This window comes from Streptococcus sp. 27098_8_103 (assembly GCF_041432345.1).
In the GTDB taxonomy this organism is placed as follows: domain Bacteria; phylum Bacillota; class Bacilli; order Lactobacillales; family Streptococcaceae; genus Streptococcus; species Streptococcus mitis_BV.
On the sequence record NZ_JAPVZK010000014.1, the window covers coordinates 18647 to 44345 of the forward strand.

Sequence of the window (25699 nt, forward strand, 5' to 3'; positions counted from 1 at the left end):
TCAAACATGAAACAGCGTGTCTTTCGTGGTAAAAGGATTCGTCCGAGTGACAAAGATTTAGTCTTTCATTTTACGATAGCGTCACTCCTGCCTGTTTTCCTGCTGGTTGTCGGACTGTTTCATGTGAAGACAATCCAGCAGATCAACTGGCAGGATTTTAACCTATCACAAGCAGATAAGATTGACATTCCCTATTTAATTATCAGTTTCAGTGTCGCAATTCTTATCTGCTTGCTGGTAGCGTTTGTATTCAAACGGGTTCGCTATGATACGGTTAAACAACTTTACCACCGTCAAAAACTGGCAAAGATGATACTTGAAAACAAGTGGTATGAATCTGAACAGGTCAAAACAGAGGGTTTCTTTAAAGATAGTGCTGGTCGTACAAAGGAAAAGATAACCTACTTCCCTAAAATGTATTATCGACTTAAAAATGGCTTGATACAGATACGGGTGGAAATCACGCTGGGAAAATATCAAGACCAACTCTTACACTTGGAAAAGAAATTAGAGAGTGGCTTGTACTGTGAGCTGACGGATAAAGAGTTAAAGGATTCCTATGTGGAATATACTTTGCTCTATGACACCATAGCCAGTCGTATTTCTATTGATGAAGTAGAAGCTAAAGATGGTAAACTTCGCTTAATGAAAAACGTATGGTGGGAATATGATAAGCTCCCTCATATGTTGATTGCTGGTGGTACAGGTGGCGGTAAAACTTACTTTATACTGACACTGATTGAAGCCTTGCTTCATACAGATTCAAAACTGTATATTCTTGACCCGAAAAATGCTGACCTTGCGGACTTAGGTTCTGTGATGGCAAATGTCTACTATAGAAAAGAAGACTTGCTTTCTTGCATTGAAACATTCTATGAAGAAATGATGAAACGTAGTGAGGAAATGAAGCAGATGAAGAACTATAAGACTGGCAAAAATTATGCTTACTTAGGTCTCCCGGCACACTTCTTAATCTTTGATGAATACGTCGCTTTCATGGAAATGCTGGGAACAAAAGAAAACACCGCAGTTATGAATAAGCTGAAACAGATTGTCATGTTAGGTCGTCAAGCTGGCTTCTTTCTAATACTGGCTTGTCAACGTCCAGACGCAAAATATTTAGGCGACGGAATCCGTGATCAGTTTAATTTCAGAGTGGCTTTAGGTCGTATGTCTGAAATGGGCTATGGCATGATGTTTGGCAGTGACGTACAAAAGGATTTCTTCTTAAAGCGAATCAAAGGTCGTGGCTATGTTGATGTAGGAACAAGTGTCATATCAGAGTTTTATACTCCCCTTGTACCAAAAGGATATGATTTCTTGGAGGAAATTAAAAAGTTATCCAACAGCAGACAGTCCACGCAGGCGACGTGCGAAGCGGAAGTCGCAGGTGTGGACTGATCTTGCTGGCTGGTGTGGCAATAGCCACGCCAGCACTTAACCCCCCGTATCTAACAGGGGGGTACAAATCGACAGGAAACAGTCAAAAAAACATTAGAAAATCCTTTGGTTACAAGGGATTTACAAAATTTCAGCGTATGTCAAATGGGCTTTAAAAGTTGACATACGCCTTTTTGATTGGAGGGATTTTTACTGAATGAACAAACTTGGTTACAGCATTTAAAAGAAAAACGCTTGGCTTATGGACTATCTCAAAACCGTTTAGCTGTTGCGACTGGTATTACAAGGCAGTATCTAAGCGATATTGAAACAGGAAAAGTCAAGCCATCAGAGGATTTACAGCAGTCCCTTTGGGAAGCTCTGGAACGCTTCAATCCCGACGCTCCCCTTGAAATGCTGTTTGATTATGTAAGGATTCGCTTTCCGACAACAGACGTACAGCAGGTGGTCGAAAACATCTTACAACTGAAACTGTCCTATTTTCTTCATGAGGACTATGGTTTCTATTCTTATTCAGAGCATTATGCTTTAGGCGACATATTCGTCCTTTGCTCCCATGAACTGGACAAAGGAGTTCTGGTGGAATTGAAAGGTCGTGGGTGCAGACAATTTGAAAGCTATCTTCTGGCACAACAAAGAAGCTGGTATGAGTTCTTTATGGACGTTTTGGTGGCTGGCGGTGTGATGAAACGCCTTGACCTTGCCATTAACGATAAGACAGGGATTTTGAATATCCCTGTACTCACTGAAAAGTGCCAACAGGAAGAATGTATCTCCGTCTTCCGCAGTTTTAAAAGCTATCGCAGTGGCGTACTGGTACGCAAAGAGGAAAAGGAATGTATGGGAAACACCCTCTATATCGGTTCATTACAAAGTGAAGTTTATTTCTGTATCTATGAAAAGGACTACGAGCAGTACAAGAAAAATGATATTCCCATTGAAGACGCAGAAGTAAAAAACCGTTTTGAGATTCGATTGAAAAATGAGCGTGCCTATTATGCAGTCCGTGATTTACTCGTCTATGACAATCCAGAGCATACCGCCTTTAAAATTATCAATCGGTATATCCGTTTTGTAGATAAAGACGATTCCAAACCTCGTTCTGATTGGAAACTGAATGAAGAATGGGCTTGGTTTATTGGGAACAATCGTGAACGATTAAAACTAACCACAAAACCAGAGCCTTACTCCTTCCAAAGGACGCTGAACTGGCTATCTCATCAAGTTGCCCCGACCTTAAAGGTTGCGATTAAACTTGATGAAATCAACCAGACGCAGGTTGTAAAAGACATTCTCGACCATGCGAAACTGACAGACCGACACAAGCAGATTTTGAAGCAACAGTCAGTAAAAGAACAGGACGTGATAACAACAAAAAAATAACTCAAATACAAATTCATTGAATATAGAGAGGAGAACATTTTTATGAATTTTGGACAAAACCTTTATAACTGGTTTCTATCAAACGCTCAATCACTGGTGCTTTTAGCAATCGTTGTGATTGGCTTGTATCTTGGCTTCAAGCGTGAGTTTAGCAAACTGATTGGCTTTTTAATTATTGCGATTATTGCGGTTGGCTTAGTCTTCAACGCTGCTGGAGTAAAAGACATTTTACTAGAGCTATTCAATCGCATTATTGGTGCTTAAATAAAACCGTTCTTTTGTGGAATATAAGTGGTTTTCTTATGTTCCGCAAAGGAATGGTACACCAAACGAAGTGCGGTAGGGATTTTTGAATCTCTACAAAGAAAGGACGTGAATATATGGACGATATGCAAGTCTATATTGCGAATTTAGGCAAATACAATGAGGGCGAATTGGTCGGTGCGTGGTTTACCTTTCCCATTGACTTTGAGGAAGTCAAAGAGAAAATCGGCTTGAATGATGAATATGAGGAATACGCCATTCATGACTACGAGTTACCCTTTACGGTTGACGAATACACTTCCATTGGCGAACTCAATCGACTATGGGAAATGGTATCGGAATTACCCGAAGAATTACAATCGGAGCTATCTGCTCTGCTCACTCATTTTTCAAGCATTGAAGAACTAAGCGAACATCAAGAGGATATTATCATTCATTCCGATTGTGATGATATGTATGACGTGGCACGCTACTACATTGAAGAAACGGGTGCTTTAGGCGAAGTACCAGCTAGTCTTCAAAACTATATTGATTATCAAGCCTATGGTCGGGATTTAGACCTTTCAGGAACGTTTATCTCAACCAATCATGGGATTTTTGAAATCGTCTATTAAATCTGTCGGTACATTACTACTGGCAGATTTTCTATTTTACGGGGTGGCTCAATCAGCTACCCCTATTTTTTATGAAAGGATTGATTACATGAAGAAAATACGAAGCTATACCAGTATCTGGTCTGTGGAAAAGGTACTGTATTCTATCAATGATTTTAGACTTCCGTTTCCCATAACCTTTACGCAAATGACATGGTTTGTCGTGTCACTCTTTGCAGTGATGATACTTGGCAACTTGCCCCCTCTTTCCATGATAGAGGGAGCATTTCTCAAATACTTTGGGATTCCTGTGGCTTTCACATGGTTTATGTCTACAAAAACTTTTGATGGTAAAAAGCCTTATGGATTTTTGAAGTCTGTCATTGCTTATGCACTGCGACCAAAGCTGACCTATGCAGGAAAAAAAGTAACGCTTGGCAGAAACCAGCCACAAGAAGCCATTACAGCAGTTAGGAGTGAATTTTATGGCATATCCAATTAAATACATTGAAAACAATCTCGTCTGGAATAAAGACGGGGAATGTTATGCTTACTATGAGCTTGTTCCTTACAATTACTCATTTCTAAGTCCAGAACAGAAAATACAAGTGCATGATTCTTTCAGACAGCTTATCGCACAAAATCGTGATGGCAAAATTCATGCTTTACAAATCAGTACAGAATCCAGCATACGTTCTGCACAAGAGCGTTCCAAAAATGAAGTCACTGGCAAGCTCAAAGCGGTTGCCTATGACAAAATCGACCAACAGACAGACGCTTTAATATCCATGATTGGCGAAAATCAAGTGAACTACCGTTTCTTTATCGGCTTTAAGTTGCTTCTCAACGATCAGGAGTTTTCTATGAAAAGTCTTACCGTTGAAGCAAAAAATGCTTTGTCTGATTTTGTCTATGATGTGAACCATAAGCTGATGGGCGATTTTGTTAGTATGAGTAATGATGAAATCCTGCGTTTTCAGAAGATGGAAAAGCTCTTAGAAAATAAAATCTCTCGTCGTTTCAAAATCCGCAGGTTAGATAAGGACGACTTCGGCTATCTGATTGAACACCTTTACGGACAGACAGGCACTGCCTATGAAGAGTATGAGTACCATCTATCAAAGAAAAAGCTGGATAATGAAACGCTGATTAAATACTATGACTTGATTAAGCCTACTCGCTGTTTGGTGGAAGAAAAACAGCGATATTTGAAAATCCAGCAGGAAGATGAAACCGTCTATGTAGCTTACTTTACCATTAACAGCATTGTCGGAGAACTGGACTTCCCGTCCTCTGAAATCTTCTACTACCAGCAACAGCAATTTACATTCCCGATTGATACGTCAATGAATGTGGAAATTGTAGCGAATCGTAAAGCCCTATCTACTGTCCGCAATAAAAAGAAAGAACTGAAAGACTTGGATAACCACGCTTGGCAAAGTGATAATGAAACCAGCTCCAATGTGGCGGAAGCTCTGGAAAGTGTGAATGAGCTGGAAACCAATTTAGACCAAAGCAAGGAATCTATGTACAAGCTGTCTTATGTGGTAAGGGTATCAGCAAATGATCTTGACGAACTCAAACGTCGTTGTAATGAAGTGAAAGATTTTTATGACGATTTAAGCGTAAAACTGGTACGACCATTTGGGGATATGCTCGGCTTACATGAAGAATTTTTACCTGCCAGCAAGCGTTATATGAATGATTATATTCAATACGTGACCTCTGATTTCCTCGCTGGTTTAGGTTTTGGTGCTACTCAAATGCTGGGGGAAAATGAGGGGATTTATGTTGGCTACAGCTTAGATACTGGACGCAATGTCTATCTGAAACCTGCTCTTGCCAGTCAAGGGGTTAAGGGTTCAGTAACCAATGCGTTAGCGTCGGCTTTTGTTGGTTCGCTGGGTGGTGGTAAATCCTTTGCGAATAACCTTATCGTCTATTATGCGGTGCTTTATGGGGCACAAGCAGTGATTGTAGACCCAAAAGCAGAACGTGGCAGATGGAAAGAAACCTTGCCAGAGATTTCCCATGAAATCAATATCGTCACTCTGACTTCTGATGAGAAAAACAAAGGCTTACTTGACCCTTATGTGATTATGAAAAATCCCAAAGATTCTGAATCACTGGCTATTGATATTCTGACATTCCTTACGGGGATTTCCTCTCGTGATGGGGAACGCTTCCCAATCCTTAGAAAAGCCATTCGTGCAGTAACCAATAGTGAAGTACGAGGGTTGATGAAAGTGATTGAGGAATTACGGGTTGAGAATACGCCACTAAGTACCAGTATAGCCGACCATATCGAAAGTTTTACAGACTATGACTTTGCACATTTATTATTCAGTAATGGTTATGTGGAGCAGTCTATCAGCTTAGAAAAACAACTGAACATTATACAGGTTGCGGACTTGGTACTTCCCGACAAGGAAACTTCCTTTGAGGAATATACCACTATGGAGCTTTTATCCGTTGCTATGCTGATTGTCATTAGTACCTTTGCTTTAGACTTTATCCATACAGACCGAAGCATTTTCAAGATTGTAGATTTAGACGAAGCATGGAGCTTTTTACAGGTAGCACAAGGAAAAACACTATCTATGAAGCTGGTTCGGGCTGGTCGTGCTATGAACGCTGGGGTATATTTCGTGACCCAAAATACAGACGACCTCTTAGATGAAAAACTGAAAAATAACCTCGGCTTAAAATTTGCATTTCGTTCCACTGACCTTAACGAGATTAAAAAGACCTTAGCCTTTTTTGGTGTAGACCCAGAGGACGAAAACAATCAGAAGCGATTGCGTGATTTGGAAAACGGGCAATGCCTTATCAGTGATTTATATGGTCGTGTCGGTGTGATACAGTTCCACCCTGTATTTGAAGAACTGCTCCATGCCTTTGATACCAGACCACCTGTGCGAAAAGAGGTGTAAATGTGAAACCATCAATAGTAAACAGAATAAAATCAAACTGGACGCTGAAACGTCTAGGTAAAGTGGCAATGACAGTGGCTTTCACACTTGTGATTGCCATTTTTCTTTTAGCCATGCTGGGAACGGTGGTTCAAGCTGCGGGCTTGGTAGATGATACGGTCAATGTGGCAAATGAATACAGCCGATACCCACTTGAAAACTATCAACTGGATTTTTATGTGGATAATAGCTGGGGCTGGCTTCCGTGGAACTGGTCGGACGGGATTGGAAAACAGGTCATGTATGGACTATATGCCATTACCAATTTTATTTGGACAATCAGTTTGTATGTTTCCAATGCGACAGGTTACTTAGTACAGGAAGCCTATTCCTTAGACTTCATTTCCGCTACAGCAGATTCCATTGGTAAGAATATGCAGACCTTAGCTGGTGTGAGTGCAAACGGATTTTCAACAGAGGGTTTCTATGTTGGATTCCTCTTACTCTTGATTTTGGTTCTTGGGGTTTATGTTGCCTATACGGGACTGATAAAGAGAGAAACCACAAAGGCAATTCATGCCATTATGAATTTTGTGCTGGTGTTTATCCTATCGGCTTCCTTTATTGCCTACGCTCCCGACTACATTAAAAAAATCAATGACTTTTCATCAGACATCAGTAATGCCAGTTTATCACTTGGCACGAAGATTGTCATGCCCCATTCCGATAGTCAAGGCAAGGACAGCGTGGACTTAATCAGAGATAGCCTGTTTTCCATACAGGTTCAGCAACCGTGGCTACTGCTTCAATACAACAGTTCAGACATTGAAAGTATCGGTATTGACCGTGTGGAAAGCCTGCTCTCCACCAGCCCAGATTCCAACAATGGCGAAGACAGAGAAAAAATTGTTGCGGAAGAAATTGAAGACAGAAGCAATACCAATCTAACCATTACAAAGACCATTAACCGTTTAGGTACAGTCTTCTTCCTATTTGTCTTCAATATTGGGATTTCCATATTTGTATTCCTATTAACAGGAATCATGATTTTCTCGCAGGTACTTTTTATCATCTATGCTATGTTTCTGCCTGTGAGCTTTATTTTAAGCATGATTCCATCATTTGATGGTATGTCAAAACGAGCCATAACAAAGCTCTTTAATACCATTTTGACACGAGCTGGAATCACATTGATTATTACGACAGCATTTAGTATTTCAACCATGCTCTATACCTTATCGGCTGGTTATCCGTTCTTTTTGATTGCTTTTCTACAGATTGTGACCTTTGCAGGAATCTACTTCAAGCTGGGCGATTTAATGAGTATGTTTTCTCTACAGAGTAACGATTCTCAAAGTGTGGGAAGTCGTGTGATGAGAAAACCTCGTATGCTTATGCACGCTCACATGCACCGTCTACAGCGGAAACTTGGACGTTCCATGACTACTCTAGGGGCTGGGTCTGCCATTGTTACAGGTAAAAAAGGACAGTCGGGTTCGGGGAGTTCTGCAAGGACACAAGCAGATCACTCCCGACCAGACGGAAAGGAAAAATCAACACTTGGAAAACGTATCGGTCAAACCATCGGTACAGTAGCTGATACCAAAGACAGAATGGTAGACACTGCTAGTGGTTTGAAAGAACAGGTTAAAGATTTGCCGACCAATGCAAGATATGCAGTATATCAAGGAAAATCCAAAGTAAAAGAGAATGTCCGTGATTTAACCAGTAGTATTTCTCAAACCAAAGCGGACAGAGCCAGTGGACGCAAGGAACAGCAGGAACAAAGGCGAAAAACCATTGCGAAGCGTCGCTCTGAAATGGAACAGGTCAAACAGAAAAAACAGCCTGCTTCTTCTGTTCATGAAAGACCGACTACAAGACAAGAACAATATCATGATGAACAGACCTCAAAACAGTCTAATATTCAGACTTCATATAAGGAATCTCAACAAGCCAAACAAGAGCGTCCAGCAGTTAAGTCCGATTTTTCAAGTCCAAAAGTGGAACGCCAAGGCAATACCGTTCAAGAAAAAACCGTTCAAAAGCCAGCAACTTCAACCACTACAGCAGATAGAACTTCACAACGTCCAATCACAAAAGAACGTCCGTCTACTGTTCAAAGAGTACCACTACAAAATACAAGAAGTAGACTACCAATCAAAACCGCCACCATTAAGAAAGTCGGTAAGAAACCATGAAGTTGAAAACTTTAGTGATTGGTGGTTCTGGATTATTCTTGATGGTCTTCTCACTGCTTCTGTTTGTTGCCATTTTATTTTCAGATGAACAGGACAGCGGAATTTCCAATATTCATTATGGAGGTGTGAATGTTTCCGCAGAAGTGCTGGCTCATAAGCCTATGGTAGAAAAATATGCCAAAGAATATGGCGTTGAAGAATATGTCAACATACTTCTTGCGATTATACAGGTGGAATCGGGCGGTACTGCGGAAGATGTTATGCAGTCCTCGGAATCCCTCGGTCTTCCACCTAATTCATTGAGTACAGAAGAATCCATTAAGCAAGGTGTGAAGTATTTCAGTGAATTATTAGCCAGTAGCGAAAGGCTCAGTGTAGATTTAGAATCGGTTATCCAGTCCTACAATTATGGTGGTGGTTTCTTAGGGTATGTGGCTAATCGTGGAAATAAATATACCTTTGAACTGGCTCAAAGTTTCTCAAAAGAGTATTCAGGTGGCGAAAAAGTGTCTTACCCCAATCCCATAGCCATACCTATCAATGGGGGCTGGCGATACAACTATGGCAATATGTTTTATGTGCAACTGGTAACGCAGTATCTTGTCACAACAGAGTTTGATGATGATACGGTACAAGCCATCATGGACGAAGCACTGAAATATGAGGGCTGGCGATACGTTTACGGTGGAGCTTCCCCGACTACTTCTTTTGATTGTAGCGGACTGACACAATGGACGTATGGAAAAGCTGGAATTAACTTACCACGAACCGCACAACAGCAATATGATGTGACCCAGCATATCCCACTATCGGAAGCACAAGCTGGCGATTTGGTTTTCTTTCATTCTACCTATAACGCTGGCTCTTATATTACTCATGTTGGGATATACCTTGGCAATAACCGTATGTTTCATGCAGGCGACCCAATCGGTTATGCCGACTTAACAAGCCCCTACTGGCAACAGCATTTAGTGGGAGCAGGACGAATCAAACAATGAGAAAGGAAGATTTAATGATGAAATTTAGAAAAAATCAGAATAAAGAAAAACAGATACCAAAGGAAAAGAAACCTCGTGTCTACTATAAGGTCAATCCTCATAAAAAGGTTGTGATTGCCTTGTGGGTACTTTTAGGGCTTAGTTTCAGCTTTGCGATATTCAAGCACTTTACAGCTATAGATACTCATACTATTCACGAAACAACTATCATAGAAAAGGAATACGTTGATACTCATCATGTAGAAAATTTTGTAGAGAACTTTGCGAAAGTCTACTATTCATGGGAGCAATCCGATAAGTCCATTGATAATCGAATGGAAAGTCTAAAAGGCTATCTGACAGATGAACTTCAAGCTCTCAATGTTGATACAGTACGCAAAGATATTCCTGTATCGTCTTCTGTAAGAGGATTTCAGATATGGACGGTAGAGCCAACTGGCGACAATGAGTTTAATGTAACCTACAGTGTAGACCAGCTCATTACAGAGGGAGAAAATACAAAGACCGTCCACTCTGCTTATATAGTGAGTGTCTATGTAGATGGTTCTGGAAATATGGTACTGGTTAAGAATCCGACCATTACCAACATACCTAAGAAATCAAGTTATAAACCAAAAGCCATTGAAAGTGAGGGGACGGTTGATTCCATTACAACCAATGAAATCAATGAGTTTTTAACGACGTTCTTCAAGCTCTATCCTACAGCGACAGCCAGTGAACTTTCCTACTATGTGAATGACGGGATATTAAAACCAATCGGAAAAGAGTACATCTTTCAAGAACTGGTAAATCCTATTCACAATCGTAAGGATAATCAAGTCACGGTATCGCTGACAGTGGAGTATATCGACCAGCAGACCAAAGCAACGCAGGTATCTCAATTTGATTTGGTACTTGAAAAGAACGGGAGTAATTGGAAGATTATAGAATAACAAATATTGGTACATTATTACAGCTATTTTGTAATCACGTACTCTCTTTGATAAAAAATTGGAGATTCCTTTACAAATATGCTCTTACGTGCTATAATTTAAGTATCTATTTAAAAGGAGTTAATAAATATGCGGCAAGGTATTCTTAAATAAACTGTCAATTTGATAGTGGGAACAAATAATTGGATGTCCTTTTTTAGGAGGGCTTAGTTTTTTGTACCCAGTTTAAGAATACCTTTATCATGTGATTCTAAAGTATCCAGAGAATATCTGTATGCTTTGTATACCTATGGTTATGCATAAAAATCCCAGTGATAAAAGTATTTATCACTGGGATTTTTATGCCCTTTTGGGTTTTTGAATGGAGGAAAATCACATGAAAATTATTAATATTGGAGTTTTAGCTCATGTTGATGCAGGAAAAACTACCTTAACAGAAAGCTTATTATATAACAGTGGAGCGATTACAGAATTAGGAAGCGTGGACAAAGGTACAACGAGGACGGATAATACGCTTTTAGAACGTCAGAGAGGAATTACAATTCAGACAGGAATAACCTCTTTTCAGTGGGAAAATACGAAGGTGAACATCATAGACACGCCAGGACATATGGATTTCTTAGCAGAAGTATATCGTTCATTATCAGTTTTAGATGGGGCAATTCTACTGATTTCTGCAAAAGATGGCGTACAAGCACAAACTCGTATATTATTTCATGCACTTAGGAAAATGGGGATTCCCACAATCTTTTTTATCAATAAGATTGACCAAAATGGAATTGATTTATCAACGGTTTATCAGGATATTAAAGAGAAACTTTCTGCCGAAATTGTAATCAAACAGAAGGTAGAACTGTATCCTAATATGTGTGTGACGAACTTTACCGAATCTGAACAATGGGATACGGTAATAGAGGGAAACGATGACCTTTTAGAGAAATATATGTCCGGTAAATCATTAGAAGCATTGGAACTCGAACAAGAGGAAAGCATAAGATTTCAGAATTGTTCTCTGTTCCCTCTTTATCATGGAAGTGCAAAAAGTAATATAGGGATTGATAACCTTATAGAAGTTATTACTAATAAATTTTATTCATCAACACATCGAGGTCCGTCTGAACTTTGCGGAAATGTTTTCAAAATTGAATATACAAAAAAAAGACAACGTCTTGCATATATACGCCTTTATAGTGGAGTACTACATTTACGAGATTCGGTTAGAGTATCAGAAAAAGAAAAAATAAAAGTTACAGAAATGTATACTTCAATAAATGGTGAATTATGTAAGATTGATAGAGCTTATTCTGGAGAAATTGTTATTTTGCAAAATGAGTTTTTGAAGTTAAATAGTGTTCTTGGAGATACAAAACTATTGCCACAGAGAAAAAAGATTGAAAATCCGCACCCTCTACTACAAACAACTGTTGAACCGAGTAAACCTGAACAGAGAGAAATGTTGCTTGATGCCCTTTTGGAAATCTCAGATAGTGATCCGCTTCTACGATATTACGTGGATTCTACGACACATGAAATTATACTTTCTTTCTTAGGGAAAGTACAAATGGAAGTGATTAGTGCACTGTTGCAAGAAAAGTATCATGTGGAGATAGAACTAAAAGAGCCTACAGTCATTTATATGGAGAGACCGTTAAAAAATGCAGAATATACCATTCACATCGAAGTGCCGCCAAATCCTTTCTGGGCTTCCATTGGTTTATCTGTATCACCGCTTCCGTTGGGAAGTGGAATGCAGTATGAGAGCTCGGTTTCTCTTGGATACTTAAATCAATCATTTCAAAATGCAGTTATGGAAGGGATACGCTATGGTTGCGAACAAGGATTATATGGTTGGAATGTGACGGACTGTAAAATCTGTTTTAAGTATGGCTTATACTATAGCCCTGTTAGTACCCCAGCAGATTTTCGGATGCTTGCTCCTATTGTATTGGAACAAGTCTTAAAAAAAGCTGGAACAGAATTGTTAGAGCCATATCTTAGTTTTAAAATTTATGCGCCACAGGAATATCTTTCACGAGCATACAACGATGCTCCTAAATATTGTGCGAACATCGTAGACACTCAATTGAAAAATAATGAGGTCATTCTTAGTGGAGAAATCCCTGCTCGGTGTATTCAAGAATATCGTAGTGATTTAACTTTCTTTACAAATGGACGTAGTGTTTGTTTAACAGAGTTAAAAGGGTACCATGTTACTACCGGTGAACCTGTTTGCCAGCCCCGTCGTCCAAATAGTCGGATAGATAAAGTACGATATATGTTCAATAAAATAACTTAGTGTATTTTATGTTGTTATATAAATATGGTTTCTTGTTAAATAAGATGAAATATTTTTTAATAAAGATTTGAATTAAAGTGTAAAGGAGGAGATAGTTATTATAAACTACAAGTGGATATTGTGTCCTGTATGTGAAAATAAAACACGATTAAAGATAAGGGAAGATACTGAATTAAAAAAATTCCCCCTCTATTGTCCGAAATGCAGACAAGAAAATTTAATTGAAATAAAGCAGTTCAAAGTAACTGTGATTACAGAGCCAGACGCAAAGACGCAGAGCCGATAAAATGAGATTAATACAATCTCATTTTATCGGCTCTTTCCGTTATGTATGGATTCTTTTAATTAGTCTTCGATGTTTCTTGCTTCGTTGATACCGCTGGCTAAAGATTCCATTAAGGATAGTTCTTTGTCTGTAAAGCTATCCATGTATTTCTCTATCTGTAATCGTCGGGTGCTTTTTACCAAGTTATTAGCAGGTAAGAAAAATTCATCAACGGAAACATGAAGTAACGATACAAGGTCATAAAGAACTTGTATGCTGGGGTGTTGCCCTTTATTTTCAATATTAGTTAAGTACCGTGGGTCAATTTCAATCAATGCTCCCACTTGTTCACGAGTTAAACCTCGTTTCAATCGAGCTTCTTTAATGGCTAAACCAAAGGCTCTAAAATCATATTTATCTTCTTTTTTACGCATAGTAGACCACCTCTATACATTTTATTGTTCCTACTGAATTAAAAACAGGTATAGAAAAACGTGTTATATGGTTTATAGGTTTATATTTAATAAAAAGCACTACTAAACGCCAATAAAAAAAACCGTTATATGGTAGTGCTATTTACGCTGTTAAAATATTGTATATTACTTCCAAATGGCGGTTTGTTGGAGGTCAACGTCGCCATGAAGTACATCATATACAATAAATTTCCTTACATTGGGTTCTTGTCAAAAAAAGTCGTCTATCTGCAATAGATAAGTACGTCCACCAATGTGGTTTTATAAATCATATAGATAGAATAACAGAAGCATGTAAACAGAGAAATAAATCTGTTTATATGCTTTTTTGGCTATTCAGAACTTTTTTACAAAGTTTATTTATCAGTAATGCAACAAATCCCCCTTTCACATTGGGACTAAGAGTGAAAGGAGATAAACGAGCAAGGCTCACTTCCTTTCCTAGACAGAAAGGGGGTGAGAAACATGAAACCATCTTCTTTTCAGACCACAATAGAAAATCAGTTTGACTATATCTGTAAACGTGCTATGGAAGACGAGCGAAAGAATTATATGCTTTATCTTTCAAGGATTGCAAAGCGTGAGGTGTCCTTTTCGGATGTTGGCGATTATCTTGTTAGCCAGTTTGCGACAACAGATAACTATTCAACTGACTTTCAGATTTTTACACTCAATGGGTTATCAGTAGGCGTTGAAAATGATTTGTTGAGTGAAGCATTACGTGAGTTGCCAGACAAGAAACGTGAAATTCTACTGCTGTTTTACTTTATGGACATGAGCGATTCAGAAATTGCAGACCTGTTGAAATTGAACCATTCTACTGTCTATCGGCATAGAACCAGTGGACTAGCCTTAATTAAAAAGTTTATGGAGGAATTTGAAGAATGAAAACACAATATCCTATGATTCCCTTTCCTCTCATTGTAAAGGCAACAGATGGCGATACCGAAGCGATTAACCAGATTCTACATCATTACAGAGGGTACATAACGAAGCGTTCCCTACGACTTATGAAAGATGAATATGGCAATCAAAGTATGGTCGTTGATGAAGTCTTACGTGGAAGAATGGAAACCAGACTGATTACAAAGATTTTGTCATTTGAAATTAAGTAATATCCTCTCTCCTTTCGTGGAAGCGTGCTAAACCATTCCACGCTTCCCGAACAGGGAGGTTTGTTATTCCACCAAAGCATATTGAGCTTTCAATGTGTTTTGATAGGCTAACGAGCCATTGTTCTTTGAAAACTGAATAAAAGTAATCGAATACGTTTCGATAAGAAAAGAGCCAACGGAACTAACCGCCATGACCTATCTTATAAAGATAGCGAGCGATTCATGTTAGTGATCCGAGAAGCAATCTTTAGCAGGATTGCCTGCAACGACATTCTTATCGTGATAATGATACTCCCATACAGTCAATAGTCCGAGCGTGATAAAACCGTCGCAGGCAATGAGTATGGCTACATGAGAACCATGCAGGGGTGGAACTCCCGTGAGCTTTGCTAAAGCTGTTCGATTGCTGGTAAAACAACTTTTATGAAATCCAAATAAGTGATTTGGAAAGGAGGATTTTATGAAGCAGACTGACATTCCTATTTGGGAACGTTATACCCTAACCATTGAAGAAGCGTCAAAATATTTTCGTATTGGCGAAAACAAGCTACGACGCTTGGCAGAGGAAAATAAAAATGCAAATTGGCTGATTATGAATGGCAATCGTATTCAGATTAAACGAAAACAATTTGAAAAAATTATAGATACATTGGACGCAATCTAGCGTCGCCAAAGGGTCTTGTATATGATAAAATAGTATTAAGTCGTATCAAGGCTCTTTCCATAAAGGAAAGGAGCAAATGCCATGTCAGAAAAAAGACGTGACAATAAAGGTCGAATCTTAAAGACTGGAGAGAGCCAACGAAAAGACGGAAGATACTTATACAAATATATAGATTCATTTGGAGAACCGCAATTTGTTTACTCGTGGAAACTTGTGGCTACAGACCGAGTACCAGCAGGAAAGCGTGATTGTATCTCACTTAGAGAGAAAATCGCAGAGTTACAGAAAGACATTCATGATGGTATTGATGTTGTAGGAAAGAAAATGACACTCTGCCAGCTTTACGCAAAACAGAACGCTCAAAGACCAAAGGTTAGAAAAAACACTGAAACTGGACGCAAATATCTTATGGATATTTTGAAGAAAGACAAGTTAGGTGTAAGAAGTATTGACAGTATTAAGCCATCAGACGCTAAAGAATGGGCTATTAGAATGAGTGAAAATGGTTATGCTTATCAAACCATCAATAACTACAAACGTTCTTTAAAGGCTTCATTCTATATTGCTATACAAGATGATTGTGTTCGGAAGAATCCATTTGACTTTCAACTGAAAGCAGTTCTTGATGATGATACTGTCCCTAAGACCGTACTAACAGAAGAACAGGAAGAAAAACTGTTAGCCTTTGCAAAAGCTGATAAAACCTACAGCAAAAATTATGATGAAATTCTGATACTCTTAAAAACAGGTCTTCGTATTTCAGAGTTTGGTGGTTTGACACTTCCAGATTTAGATTTTGAGAATCGTCTTGTCAATATAGACCATCAGCTATTGAGAGATACTGAAATTGGGTACTACATTGAAACACCAAAGACCAAAAGTGGCGAACGTCAAGTTCCTATGGTTGAAGAAGCCTATCAAGCATTTAAGCGAGTGTTAGCGAATCGAAAGAATGATAAGCGTGTTGAGATTGATGGATATAGTGATTTCCTCTTTCTTAATAGAAAGAACTATCCAAAAGTGGCAAGTGATTACAACGGCATGATGAAAGGTCTTGTTAAGAAATACAACAAGTATAATGATGATAAGTTACCACACATCACTCCATGTGGAGGCGGTATCACTGCTTGTACGAGTTGAAGCATCAGCGAGGTAAAAGTAGATGTTCAGCCAATGCGACGAGGTAGGACCAAAGGTCGATAAGGTGTGTTCTGGGTATAGGACTCTTTAAAGTAAGTAGGAAATATGATGAGATGATACAGAGAGCCTGAATTGGTCAGGTGACGTGCTTATTTACATTAGACTGATAATGAAAATGGAGAGATTATCGATGGTTATATTGGAATTGTACCAAAATGATTATTCTAAAGATTTAGTTGCGTTTGATTCCATAGAAGATGGGAAAGCCTTTGTAGCTCAAATCCCGGGATACACTCTGGAAACAGAAGATGGTTTTGAAGTGGAGTATTTTAATCCTAAAAACATACCGGATTATATGGAAATTATTTTTAACGGGAATATTGTTCCTTTATCTAAATTTATGTTCGGTCCTGAGGAAAATGTAGACATTATTTGGAAAGAGATTTCAAATTTATCCCTCAAAAACGATAGAGTGATCGAAGGATATTCAAAAATCGATGCATATGTTGTTAACAACGATGAAGTTAAAGCCTATGTCGAAGCGAGAGAAGTGAACTATCGCCAGGCAAAAGACTTTCTAGAAGGCAGTGGATATGAAGTAGACAGAAGCTTTTTCGGAAGTGAAGACGGCGAAGCGATTCTCTACAGAAAAAAAGGTGCCGAAGATTGGCATTTCTTGTGTCACTTAGACCCAATGTTTGTAGAGATTGAAGATGTAGAAGGATATGTTAAAGAAGAGATGGGAGAGATTCAATAGTCAACCAAAGTTCCTTGTGAGTATGTACCTTTGCTAGTAAAAGCGTCAAAACGTTGTAACGAAAGAGATTATGAAAATCTTTGAAGTTAAGACTTTTTCTTGTGTGTCTGAAAAGTCTGTGACTTGTATTCCTTAGTCACCTTATTTACAATTACCTAAATTCTATAGTTAATAAAAATTGAGAGGTTTGTATGTGGACTCAACGTAAACAGTATTTAACCCAATTTATCGAAATTTCGGACTATTTGAAAAAACACGGTTTCTTTCACGATTTTTTAATTGGATCATTCTCTTATGATAGTCAGGAAAAATCCATTTTGTTAACCATTGAGGAAGATTTTACTACAACTAATAATACCAATTCGCCTTCCCTTATTTGGGATTTAAAGTGTAAGGGAGTGCATGATTTCTTAATGGAAGATATGGATGGCCTTTCCAAGTGGTGGATCTCTGAAATACTGATGGACGACGATGATATTCAGTTTCAACTCGTCAATGGATATTTTTCATTTAAAATGGAATCTGTATCTTTAGGTATTCCTCAGGAAATAAATCAAAATTCTGTCCCTAAAGTTTCTTCTTTACATATTGACTACCTTATTCAAGAGTTTAGAGCGGGTATGAATGTTGATGAAACTTCATTTTCTTTTGAGAAGGATAATCAGGATTTTATATGCTATATTGGTTATTCAGAAAATGAGCTCTTGCCATATTGGGCGGGTCTATGTGACTTACCTGATGGTAGAAGATTTCGAACAGCTGATGAACTTTTTGAAGCAAGGATTTATGATGGTAAATCGCTAAAAGAGAGGTGGGATGAAGTTACTATTTATAGTATCAATTCTTTGCCACTTGATGATTGGTTGAGTTGTTAGCCACATTCCGTTGAGACAACTGTTTATGAACCAGAGGATGATTACGCTCTGTATGTTAATGGTGTTAAACTTGAGGGTTTTATTGATGAAGATTCTATATGTAAGACATGTGGTGCTAATCAATGTTATTTGGACGATTATGATGAATATTTTTGCCCCTATTGTAATTTATGGATGTATAAAGATTTTTGGGATAGTGATGAAACACACTATTTTAAAAAAAGACCCCTAGAACCAGAGTTGTTATGGAAACCAAGTAAAGAATTGAATTTTTGTAATGTTCGATTCTTTCCGAATGACAAAGAATATGTGTATTATTGTCCTGATGAGTCAATAGAGAAATTTGATTGGATAGAAGTTCCTGTTGGGAACAAATCTCATTTAAAAGAAGCACAAGTTACTGAAGTTTTCAAGAGACAAGCCAATAAACCGCCATTTCCTCTTGAAAAAATAAAAAAAGTAGAACGAAAACTATCTACTATAAACAAAAAAATTTTAGAAACTCAAAATAGTCTATTAAGTGAAGGAGTTATCTGCGATTTATCAGAAGCTAAAAATATAGTAAACTCAAAGCAAGCTTATGATATCCTAAAAACGCCAATCGGAAACTTTTGGTTAGAGCTTAATGGTTCCCCCATAAAAATTTCCATTGGCGCACATTATCCAAATAATGATGAAGAATACTATGTGGAAGCTTCTTATTACATAAAACCTCTCAATCCAGATTTTGAAAAGTTTAAATCGTTGACAATCTGCTCAGATATTGATTTAAGAAGTTCAAGATTAATAGATAATTTAGGTGGTGAGCATAAAGAGGGTTATAATTGGCAAGTCTATAATATTGATTTAGGTATTGTGGCTCATCCATATTCTTATCTAGAACAGGAAGTCTCTGAAACTCCCGTTGGACTTCCATATTATGTAGAATGGATTGAAAAATATAAAGAACTCTATGGATTTACAGTTGCTTGGAAGTATTTTGTATCTGATGACGATTTGTCAGTTTGGTTTAATACATAAAATTTTCATATAATTTTAATAGATAAATTAGGAGTAATTTAGCATTATATCTAAAAGTAAAATTTATTCCACTAAAAGTTGATTGACGACTTTTAAACAATTTATCCTAGCATAGTTAGGAATGGAGAGATAAGATGATATGGACTAAGGAATATTTTTCTAAAATTGAATTTATTATTCATTGTGGTTGTGAAATTTTTGGTTATTTTGAGTGTAATCTGATGAACTCTGAACTATCCTACCAAGAGTGTGGGAATACTGGAATGATCGTTTTTGAACATAGTCAGAAACTATCCGAAAAAGCCTTATCTAAACTTATGAAATATACGCTAATTATTGATTTTGAGAAATATAGAAAGGGGAATAATTCAAATAAGAATGATAAAGTTATTGGTTATAGAGATGCCTTTTCGATAACTTTCAAGGGCTATAGTCAAGATGGACAAGCTTTATTGATATATAATATGGACTATGTTTACAAGGATTGGTACAATAGACCCGTTGATAGCTTATATAGTTTTATAAGCGATACCTATTTTTCAGATTTTCAAAATAATAGATGTTTTATTGCTCAAGGGCTGATGGCTGGTGTACTTCCGTTTTAGGTATAATAGGAAGATGTAGTACATAATGGAATCAAAAAAGTTATTTAATTATAATTTGATTAGATGAATACCTATAAATTATAAAAAATTCGTTAATAGATAATTTAAAAACTATAGTTGATGGTCAAATTCCCGATATCTTACAAGGAGGAAACGGATGCTAGGAGCAATAGTTGGAGATATTGTAGGTTCAGTTTACTAATGGAACAATATCAAAACGAAGATTTTTCTTTATTTCGTGAGGATTGTTTTTTTACGGATGATATGGTAAGTCCGAATCGCTGAGTGTGTGATTGTGATCTGGTGTCCTAAGTATGAAAAATGGCAAACAGTAAAGTACTCTTTTAAGGTGAAAACCTAAACTGGTTTTAAGGAGGTGTTATATTGATAGAGAGCAGACCTGAGTTTGATAAAATCGTATCATTTGATGAGTTTAATAAATATTATTGGTATCGTGATGAACTTTCACAACTATGTAAGTCATTAGGATTAGAATATAGAGGTACTAAACAAGAACTCAATCATATTATTGAGCAGTACTTTCAGGGGAATTTTATTAAAAAATCATCAATAAAAAATAAAAAGAAACGAGTAGAAGTCGTTACCTTGGACACACCCTTGCTTGAATGTGGATTCTCCTTTAATGCACACTTTAGAGAATATTTCTCAACTTTAACAGATGTTTCGCCATTTAAATTTACTGCTGATATGGCTACAGCTTGGAGAAAAGTAAAAAGAGAAAATGATTTGAGTTTTACAATCCAAGATATGCTAAAAGTCTATTATGGAAATTCAGATTATGCCAAGTATGATCATTCGGTTTGTCAATGGAATCAATTTTTAAAGGATTTCTGTGTAGACGAAAATAGTCGTAACTACTCAAACAAGTTAAAAGTAGCTTCTATTCTTTGGAAAGAAGTTAGAAATTCAAAAGCTGAAAAAATTTATTCAAAGAATCTTTTGACTGAATATGCTGATAAAATAAAAGAGTATGGGAAGTAGAAAAATCAGTCTAAACCAATAGTTCACGAGGAGGAATCTTATGCTAGGAGCAATTATCGGAGATATTATCGGTTCTGTTTACGAATGGAACAATATCAAAACGAAGGACTTTCCTTTATTTCGGAAGGATTGCTTTTTTACAGATGACACGGTTATGACCTGTGCTGTTGCAGAGGCGATTATGAATGGGGGACAAAAAGACGACTTCATTGATGCTATGAAGAAATATGGTAGAATGTATCCTGATGCTGATTATGGTGCTCGGTTTAATGCATGGCTAAACAGCGATAACCGTGAGCCTTATAATAGCTTTGGGAATGGTTCGGCTATGCGTGTTTCTCCATGTGCTTGGACAATGGACTGTGGTTTTTGTGCGAGAACCGGAATGTGGCCATCATCTAGGGAATTTGCGAGTCTTTCTGCAGAGGTAACTCATAATCATCCAGAAGGTATCAAAGGTGCAATGGCTACAGCTGATGCTATCTTTCTGTGTCGTTATTACTTTGGAGGTTATTGCGGAGATTATGAGCAACCAATCAATGACAATCCTACAGAGTGTAAAAGACGGATTAAGGATTATATTGAGCAGGAATACGGCTACAATCTATCTCAAACTTTAGATGAAATCCGCCCTACATACCGTTTCAATGAAACGTGCCAGGATACCGTACCACAGGCCATTATTGCATTTCTAGAAAGTAGAGACTTCGAAGATGCGATAAGAAATGCCATCTCACTTGGTGGCGACAGTGATACACTTGCTGCAATCACTGGCAGCATAGCAGAGGCAGCTTATGGTATTCCTGATTGGATAAAGGAAAAGGCCTACTCTTATTTGGATGAACCCATAAATGATGTACTCAGGCGATGGGATAATGAGGTTGATATAAAATAAAAGCGTTTCAATCTCCAGTACGTCATATTTCTCTTTTCCGTATTTTCATTGTATAATGGTAGTACATTTACTTGCGTACGATGAAATATAAACATTTTTTATGAATATTAAGGAGAAAATCAATGAAAAAAGCAATGTTAATTATCAACCCTACCTCTGGTGGTGAGAAGGCTTTAGATTATAAAGAAAAGCTGGAGAATAAAGCAAAAGAATACTTTGAGCACGTGGAAACCAAAATTACCGAAAAAGCGCTGGATGCAACACATTTTGCTGAAGAGGCTTCTCGTGAGCACTACGATGCAGTGGTTGTGTTTGGTGGAGATGGGACTGTCAACGAAGTCATTTCTGGTATTGCTGAGAGAGACTACATTCCTAAGTTAGGGATTATCCCAGGCGGTACGGGTAACCTCATTACGAAACTGTTGGAAATCAATCAAGACATCGATGGCGCGATAGATGAACTCGATTTTAACTTAACCAACAAGATTGATATCGGTAAAGCAAATGATAACTATTTTGGTTATATCTTTAGTATCGGTTCTCTTCCTGAGGCGATTCACAATGTTGAAATCGAGGACAAAACAAAATTCGGTATTTTAGCCTATGCTGTAAATACCATGAAGTCTGTCATGACAGATCAGGTCTTTAACATTAAGGTTGAGACAGAAAATGGAAATTATGTTGGTGAAGCTAGCCATGTGTTGGTTCTCTTGACAAATTACTTCGCTGATAAAAAAATCTTTGAAGAAAACAAAGATGGCTATGCTAATATTTTGATTCTGAAGGATGCTTCTATATTCTCCAAATTATCCGTTATTCCTGATTTACTAAAAGGGGATGTTGTCGCAAATGATAATATCGAGTATATCAAAGCTCGTAATATTAAAATTTCTTCTGATAGTGAATTGGAGTCAGATGTTGACGGTGATAAGTCAGATAACCTACCTGTAGAAATCAAAGTCCTAGCTCAGCGAGTAGAAGTATTTTCAAAACCGAAAGAGTAGAAGGTAAAAATTAGTTTATTATTCACAACGAAATTAAGTCCTATATCAACGATTGGAGGAGGAATGAATTCTCTATTTGATGAATTTCGAATAATTTGTTCTCATTTAAACCAAATCGGAATCACTCCGACGCTCATGGGGTCTTTGGGGTTTGAATACCGTTCAAATGAAGAATGGAGGCCGTCTGACATTGACATTCATGTGCCTGGTGATCCTAGAGGTTGGGAAGCGCCTGATCATCTCAGAATTTATGAGTGGGACAAGATAATGAAAGTGATGAAACACTTAGGCTATGACTTAATAGATATTCATGAGCATGAATTCAAAAAAGATGGACTGAGTGTTGAATTCGGAAGTATCGATTCTTTACCTGATTTTGCAGGAGTTTCGGAATCGGATATAGAGCTGATTCATCTCGAAAACATCACTTTTCGCGTTCCAAGTTTGGAACAGTTTTTAAGTATTTACAAGGCTTCTTCCCAAGATTCCTATCGAAATGATCACAATAACAATAAGGATTTTAAAAAAATAGAGTGGTTGCAAAGATATTTTTTAATCATCATTTGAAAAGTAGCAAGTTGTAAGACTGGCTGCTTTTTTATTTATAGAACCAAACCACTAGAATCTACGGATAAGCCTTGAAAATAAAATACGAAAGTAGTATACTAGAATCACAATTATGAAAACGTTTGCGAAAAATTGGAATTAAAACTTTAGGAGACAAATTGATGGAATTAAGTGCTATTTACCATAGGACTGAGTCGGAGTATGCCTATCTTTATAAGGATAAGAAGATTCATATTCGGATTCGAACTAAGAAAGGGGATATTGAAAGCATCAACTTGCATTATGGGGATACTTTTATCTTTATGGAGGAGTTTTATCAGGATACAAAAGAAATGTCCAAGATAACTTCTGATGGCTTATTTGATTATTGGCAGGTTGAAGTGTCCGTTGACTTTGCACGTATCCAGTATCTCTTTGAAGTCACGGATACAGAAGGTCAAAGTATTTTGTATGGTGATAAAGGGTGTGTGGACAATTCTCTAGAAAATCTTCATGCTATTGGAAATGGATTTAAGTTGCCCTATCTTCATGAGATTGATGCCTGCAAGGTTCCTGATTGGGTTTCAAATACGGTATGGTATCAGATATTTCCTGAGAGATTTGCCAATGGAAATGCTCGATTAAACCCAGAAGGAACATTAGACTGGGATTCATCAAGCACACCTAAAAGTGATGATTTCTTTGGTGGTGATTTACAGGGGATTATTGACCATCTGGATTATTTGCAAGACTTGGGGATTACTGGACTTTATCTTTGTCCTATATTTGAATCCACGAGCAATCATAAGTACAATACGACGGATTATTTTGAAATTGACCGTCATTTTGGAGACAAGGAAATCTTTCGAGAGCTGGTCGAGCAAGCGCATCAGCGAGGTATGAAAATCATGCTGGACGCTGTATTTAATCATATTGGTTCGCAATCTCCTCAATGGCAAGATGTTGTCAAAAATGGTGAGCAATCTGCTTATAAAGATTGGTTCCATATTCAACAATTCCCAGTGACGACTGAAAAACTTGCTAATAAGAGTGACTTACCCTATCATGCTTTTGGTTTCGAGGACTATATGCCTAAGCTAAATACAGCTAATCCAGAGGTCAAGGACTATCTTTTAAAGGTTGCGACTTATTGGATTGAAGAGTTTGATATCGATGCTTGGCGTTTGGATGTGGCTAATGAGATTGACCATCAGTTTTGGAGGGATTTTCGCAAGGCGGTTTTAACTAAAAATCCTGATCTTTATATTTTAGGAGAAGTCTGGCATACGTCTCAGCCTTGGCTAAATGGAGATGAGTTCCATGCTGTTATGAATTATCCTTTATCTGATAGTATCAAGGAGTATTTCTTACGAGGGCTTAAGAAGACAGACCGATTCATCGATGAAATCAATGGTCAGTCTATGTATTACAAGCAACAGATTTCAGAGGTTATGTTTAATCTTTTGGATTCGCATGATACAGAGCGAATCTTGTGGACGGCAAATGAAGACGTTCAACTTGTTAAAGCAGCCCTAGCCTTTCTTTTTTTACAAAAAGGAACACCCTGTATCTATTACGGAACCGAGCTTGCCTTGACCGGAGGACCAGATCCAGATTGTCGTCGTTGTATGCCTTGGGAATGTGTATCAAGTGACCACGATATGCTGAGCTTTATGAAGAAACTAATCAAGATTCGCAAACATGCGTCAGCAATCATTTCGCATGGTAAGTATAGCCTAAAAGAAATCAAACCAGATCTAGTAGCTCTGGAATGGAAATACGAAGGCCGGGTCCTTAAAGCGATCTTTAACCAATCAACAGAAGATTGTATTTTCGAGAAAGAAGCAGTAGCACTAGCAAGCAATTTCCAAGAATTGGAAATTCAGCTTGTGATCTCTCCAAATGGATTTGTAATTTTTCATTAAAGAGCAATTAAGAGTGACAGAAAAATTGTAGTATAGAGAGCATTTTACAAACAGACTATTTGTCGTCTTGCTACAAATTGTATATAATCTAACTTAAAGAAAATAGGAGGACTAATCGAATGGAATTAAAAGATTTTACAGAAAAAGAACAGGAAATGATTAAGAAGGGGCTGACTACGTCTAAGATTAGTGACAAGGAAACTGCTGAGAAGATTCTTGCGCTAGTACCACAAGACTTGATTAAGCAAATCCCATTTTTCGTCAGAAAACATGCAACAACACGTACGATCAAACGAATTTCTATTGAACACCCTGAGCTCTACGCAGCAGCTCAAACAAGTGGTGAGATTCCAGAAAAAGCACGCGAAGAATTGCGTCAGATTATCACGACTATCTTTGAACAAAAGATGAATAAGCATAGTATTAAGTAGAG

At 37.6% G+C, this 25699-nt stretch carries 27 protein-coding genes and 3 pseudogenes; 28 read left to right on the top strand and 2 right to left on the bottom strand.

The annotated features are described in order from the left end of the window. Positions 1 to 6: 6 nt before the first annotated feature. From O3599_RS05605 to O3599_RS05665, 13 genes and pseudogenes are all read left to right on the top strand, one after another. Complete coding sequence (locus O3599_RS05605; RefSeq protein WP_081542908.1) at positions 7 to 1401, top strand: FtsK/SpoIIIE domain-containing protein; 1395 nt, start codon at positions 7 to 9, stop codon at positions 1399 to 1401. 2 nt (positions 1402 to 1403) lie between these two features. Then, positions 1404 to 1556, top strand: a complete 153-nt coding sequence (locus tag O3599_RS05610) for a hypothetical protein (protein WP_000879507.1) — start codon at positions 1404 to 1406, stop codon at positions 1554 to 1556. A gap of 22 nt (positions 1557 to 1578) precedes the next feature. Continuing rightward, positions 1579 to 2784, top strand: a complete 1206-nt coding sequence (mobT, locus tag O3599_RS05615) for a MobT family relaxase (RefSeq protein WP_247939617.1) — start codon at positions 1579 to 1581, stop codon at positions 2782 to 2784. Positions 2785 to 2826: 42 nt separating this feature from the next. Beyond that, positions 2827 to 3048 (top strand): hypothetical protein, encoded by a 222-nt coding sequence (locus tag O3599_RS05620; RefSeq protein WP_001009056.1) that lies wholly within the window; start codon positions 2827 to 2829, stop codon positions 3046 to 3048. A gap of 116 nt (positions 3049 to 3164) precedes the next feature. Further along, entirely contained in the window at positions 3165 to 3662 is a 498-nt protein-coding gene (locus tag O3599_RS05625; protein ID WP_000342539.1) for an antirestriction protein ArdA, read from the top strand. An 88-nt stretch (positions 3663 to 3750) separates the two neighbouring features. After that, on the top strand, positions 3751 to 4143 hold the full coding sequence (locus tag O3599_RS05630) for a conjugal transfer protein (protein ID WP_000723888.1): 393 nt from the start codon (positions 3751 to 3753) through the stop codon (positions 4141 to 4143). Further along, the gene (locus O3599_RS05635; protein WP_000331160.1) at positions 4127 to 6574 is read left to right on the top strand and encodes an ATP-binding protein; all 2448 of its coding nucleotides are present in this window, start codon (positions 4127 to 4129) and stop codon (positions 6572 to 6574) included. The genes O3599_RS05630 and O3599_RS05635 overlap by 17 nt, the downstream gene beginning before the upstream one ends. Positions 6575 to 6576: 2 nt before the next feature. After that, positions 6577 to 8754, top strand: coding sequence for a CD3337/EF1877 family mobilome membrane protein (locus O3599_RS05640; RefSeq protein ID WP_247939616.1), 2178 nt, complete (start codon positions 6577 to 6579; stop codon positions 8752 to 8754). Next, a complete protein-coding gene (locus O3599_RS05645; protein WP_000769868.1) occupies positions 8751 to 9752 on the top strand; it encodes a lysozyme family protein in 1002 nt (333 codons plus the stop codon). Before O3599_RS05640 ends, O3599_RS05645 begins: the two co-directional genes overlap by 4 nt. Beyond that, entirely contained in the window at positions 9749 to 10684 is a 936-nt protein-coding gene (locus tag O3599_RS05650) for a conjugal transfer protein (RefSeq protein WP_001224320.1), read from the top strand. The genes O3599_RS05645 and O3599_RS05650 overlap by 4 nt, the downstream gene beginning before the upstream one ends. A gap of 313 nt (positions 10685 to 10997) precedes the next feature. Next, positions 10998 to 11045, top strand: a pseudogene (locus tag O3599_RS05655) (hypothetical protein); the annotation flags it as partial. 15 nt (positions 11046 to 11060) lie between these two features. After that, positions 11061 to 12980, top strand: a complete 1920-nt coding sequence (tet(M), locus tag O3599_RS05660) for a tetracycline resistance ribosomal protection protein Tet(M) (RefSeq protein ID WP_000691736.1) — start codon at positions 11061 to 11063, stop codon at positions 12978 to 12980. 118 nt (positions 12981 to 13098) lie between these two features. Beyond that, positions 13099 to 13266, top strand: coding sequence for a cysteine-rich KTR domain-containing protein (locus tag O3599_RS05665; RefSeq protein WP_247939615.1), 168 nt, complete (start codon positions 13099 to 13101; stop codon positions 13264 to 13266). A 59-nt stretch (positions 13267 to 13325) separates the two neighbouring features. Here the strand turns inward: O3599_RS05665 and O3599_RS05670 are convergent, their stop codons facing one another. Next, entirely contained in the window at positions 13326 to 13679 is a 354-nt protein-coding gene (locus O3599_RS05670) for a helix-turn-helix transcriptional regulator (RefSeq protein WP_001227347.1), read from the bottom strand. 504 nt (positions 13680 to 14183) lie between these two features. On the opposite strand from O3599_RS05670, the gene O3599_RS05675 reads away from it, so the two are divergent. Further along, the gene (locus O3599_RS05675; protein ID WP_117898253.1) at positions 14184 to 14606 is read left to right on the top strand and encodes an RNA polymerase sigma factor; all 423 of its coding nucleotides are present in this window, start codon (positions 14184 to 14186) and stop codon (positions 14604 to 14606) included. Next, entirely contained in the window at positions 14603 to 14833 is a 231-nt protein-coding gene (locus O3599_RS05680; RefSeq protein WP_000857133.1) for a helix-turn-helix domain-containing protein, read from the top strand. The genes O3599_RS05675 and O3599_RS05680 overlap by 4 nt, the downstream gene beginning before the upstream one ends. A 225-nt stretch (positions 14834 to 15058) precedes the next feature. Here the strand turns inward: O3599_RS05680 and O3599_RS05685 are convergent, their stop codons facing one another. Continuing rightward, complete coding sequence (locus O3599_RS05685; protein WP_001845478.1) at positions 15059 to 15310, bottom strand: hypothetical protein; 252 nt, start codon at positions 15308 to 15310, stop codon at positions 15059 to 15061. Between O3599_RS05685 and O3599_RS05690 the strand changes: the two genes are divergently transcribed. The 13 genes and pseudogenes from O3599_RS05690 to O3599_RS05750 all read left to right on the top strand — a co-directional run bounded on the left by O3599_RS05690 (position 15294) and on the right by O3599_RS05750 (position 25697). Continuing rightward, the gene (locus O3599_RS05690; RefSeq protein ID WP_000814511.1) at positions 15294 to 15497 is read left to right on the top strand and encodes an excisionase; all 204 of its coding nucleotides are present in this window, start codon (positions 15294 to 15296) and stop codon (positions 15495 to 15497) included. The genes O3599_RS05685 and O3599_RS05690 overlap by 17 nt on opposite strands. 81 nt (positions 15498 to 15578) lie before the next feature. Beyond that, positions 15579 to 16634, top strand: a pseudogene (locus O3599_RS05695) (site-specific integrase); the annotation flags it as partial. Positions 16635 to 16827: 193 nt separating this feature from the next. Continuing rightward, positions 16828 to 17394, top strand: a complete 567-nt coding sequence (locus O3599_RS05700; RefSeq protein ID WP_000234986.1) for a hypothetical protein — start codon at positions 16828 to 16830, stop codon at positions 17392 to 17394. A 191-nt stretch (positions 17395 to 17585) separates the two neighbouring features. Beyond that, positions 17586 to 18269 (top strand): hypothetical protein, encoded by a 684-nt coding sequence (locus tag O3599_RS05705; protein ID WP_000269884.1) that lies wholly within the window; start codon positions 17586 to 17588, stop codon positions 18267 to 18269. 174 nt (positions 18270 to 18443) lie between these two features. After that, positions 18444 to 19289 (top strand): hypothetical protein, encoded by an 846-nt coding sequence (locus O3599_RS05710; RefSeq protein WP_033685117.1) that lies wholly within the window; start codon positions 18444 to 18446, stop codon positions 19287 to 19289. Between the two features lie 134 nt (positions 19290 to 19423). Further along, complete coding sequence (locus O3599_RS05715) at positions 19424 to 19894, top strand: hypothetical protein (protein WP_247939614.1); 471 nt, start codon at positions 19424 to 19426, stop codon at positions 19892 to 19894. Between the two features lie 157 nt (positions 19895 to 20051). After that, positions 20052 to 20179, top strand: a pseudogene (locus tag O3599_RS05720) (ADP-ribosylglycohydrolase). A gap of 99 nt (positions 20180 to 20278) precedes the next feature. Beyond that, positions 20279 to 20896, top strand: coding sequence for an SAP domain-containing protein (locus O3599_RS05725; RefSeq protein WP_000573124.1), 618 nt, complete (start codon positions 20279 to 20281; stop codon positions 20894 to 20896). Positions 20897 to 20936: 40 nt separating this feature from the next. Next, the gene (locus O3599_RS05730) at positions 20937 to 21791 is read left to right on the top strand and encodes an ADP-ribosylglycohydrolase family protein (protein WP_024058056.1); all 855 of its coding nucleotides are present in this window, start codon (positions 20937 to 20939) and stop codon (positions 21789 to 21791) included. A 122-nt stretch (positions 21792 to 21913) separates the two neighbouring features. Then, positions 21914 to 22795 carry a diacylglycerol kinase family protein gene (locus O3599_RS05735; protein WP_371512229.1) on the top strand — a complete coding sequence of 294 codons (882 nt, stop codon included), beginning with the start codon at positions 21914 to 21916 and terminating at the stop codon, positions 22793 to 22795. 63 nt (positions 22796 to 22858) lie between these two features. After that, positions 22859 to 23362, top strand: coding sequence for a hypothetical protein (locus O3599_RS05740; protein WP_001086568.1), 504 nt, complete (start codon positions 22859 to 22861; stop codon positions 23360 to 23362). A gap of 161 nt (positions 23363 to 23523) precedes the next feature. Continuing rightward, the gene (locus O3599_RS05745; RefSeq protein WP_261056101.1) at positions 23524 to 25266 is read left to right on the top strand and encodes a glycoside hydrolase family 13 protein; all 1743 of its coding nucleotides are present in this window, start codon (positions 23524 to 23526) and stop codon (positions 25264 to 25266) included. A gap of 119 nt (positions 25267 to 25385) precedes the next feature. Continuing rightward, entirely contained in the window at positions 25386 to 25697 is a 312-nt protein-coding gene (locus O3599_RS05750; RefSeq protein ID WP_023947680.1) for a hypothetical protein, read from the top strand. Positions 25698 to 25699 lie beyond the last annotated feature (2 nt).

Excerpts from the sequence above, each read along its gene's own strand:
- O3599_RS05745 (WP_261056101.1), top strand. The coding sequence starts at position 23,524 with ATGGAATTAAGTGCTATTTACCATAGGACTGAGTCGGAGTATGCCTAT.
- O3599_RS05710 (WP_033685117.1), top strand. The coding sequence starts at position 18,444 with ATGTATAAAGATTTTTGGGATAGTGATGAAACACACTATTTTAAAAAA.
- O3599_RS05750 (WP_023947680.1), top strand. The coding sequence starts at position 25,386 with ATGGAATTAAAAGATTTTACAGAAAAAGAACAGGAAATGATTAAGAAG.
- O3599_RS05620 (WP_001009056.1), top strand. The coding sequence starts at position 2,827 with ATGAATTTTGGACAAAACCTTTATAACTGGTTTCTATCAAACGCTCAA.
- O3599_RS05690 (WP_000814511.1), top strand. The coding sequence starts at position 15,294 with ATGAAGCAGACTGACATTCCTATTTGGGAACGTTATACCCTAACCATT.
- O3599_RS05680 (WP_000857133.1), top strand. The coding sequence starts at position 14,603 with ATGAAAACACAATATCCTATGATTCCCTTTCCTCTCATTGTAAAGGCA.
- O3599_RS05740 (WP_001086568.1), top strand. The coding sequence starts at position 22,859 with ATGAATTCTCTATTTGATGAATTTCGAATAATTTGTTCTCATTTAAAC.
- O3599_RS05670 (WP_001227347.1), bottom strand. The coding sequence starts at position 13,679 with ATGCGTAAAAAAGAAGATAAATATGATTTTAGAGCCTTTGGTTTAGCC.
- O3599_RS05625 (WP_000342539.1), top strand. The coding sequence starts at position 3,165 with ATGGACGATATGCAAGTCTATATTGCGAATTTAGGCAAATACAATGAG.
- O3599_RS05735 (WP_371512229.1), top strand. The coding sequence starts at position 21,914 with ATGAAAAAAGCAATGTTAATTATCAACCCTACCTCTGGTGGTGAGAAG.
- O3599_RS05675 (WP_117898253.1), top strand. The coding sequence starts at position 14,184 with ATGAAACCATCTTCTTTTCAGACCACAATAGAAAATCAGTTTGACTAT.
- O3599_RS05605 (WP_081542908.1), top strand. The coding sequence starts at position 7 with ATGAAACAGCGTGTCTTTCGTGGTAAAAGGATTCGTCCGAGTGACAAA.
- O3599_RS05630 (WP_000723888.1), top strand. The coding sequence starts at position 3,751 with ATGAAGAAAATACGAAGCTATACCAGTATCTGGTCTGTGGAAAAGGTA.
- O3599_RS05645 (WP_000769868.1), top strand. The coding sequence starts at position 8,751 with ATGAAGTTGAAAACTTTAGTGATTGGTGGTTCTGGATTATTCTTGATG.
- O3599_RS05700 (WP_000234986.1), top strand. The coding sequence starts at position 16,828 with ATGGTTATATTGGAATTGTACCAAAATGATTATTCTAAAGATTTAGTT.
- O3599_RS05730 (WP_024058056.1), top strand. The coding sequence starts at position 20,937 with ATGCTAGGAGCAATTATCGGAGATATTATCGGTTCTGTTTACGAATGG.
- O3599_RS05685 (WP_001845478.1), bottom strand. The coding sequence starts at position 15,310 with ATGTCAGTCTGCTTCATAAAATCCTCCTTTCCAAATCACTTATTTGGA.
- O3599_RS05635 (WP_000331160.1), top strand. The coding sequence starts at position 4,127 with ATGGCATATCCAATTAAATACATTGAAAACAATCTCGTCTGGAATAAA.
- O3599_RS05715 (WP_247939614.1), top strand. The coding sequence starts at position 19,424 with ATGATATGGACTAAGGAATATTTTTCTAAAATTGAATTTATTATTCAT.
- O3599_RS05650 (WP_001224320.1), top strand. The coding sequence starts at position 9,749 with ATGAGAAAGGAAGATTTAATGATGAAATTTAGAAAAAATCAGAATAAA.
- O3599_RS05705 (WP_000269884.1), top strand. The coding sequence starts at position 17,586 with ATGTGGACTCAACGTAAACAGTATTTAACCCAATTTATCGAAATTTCG.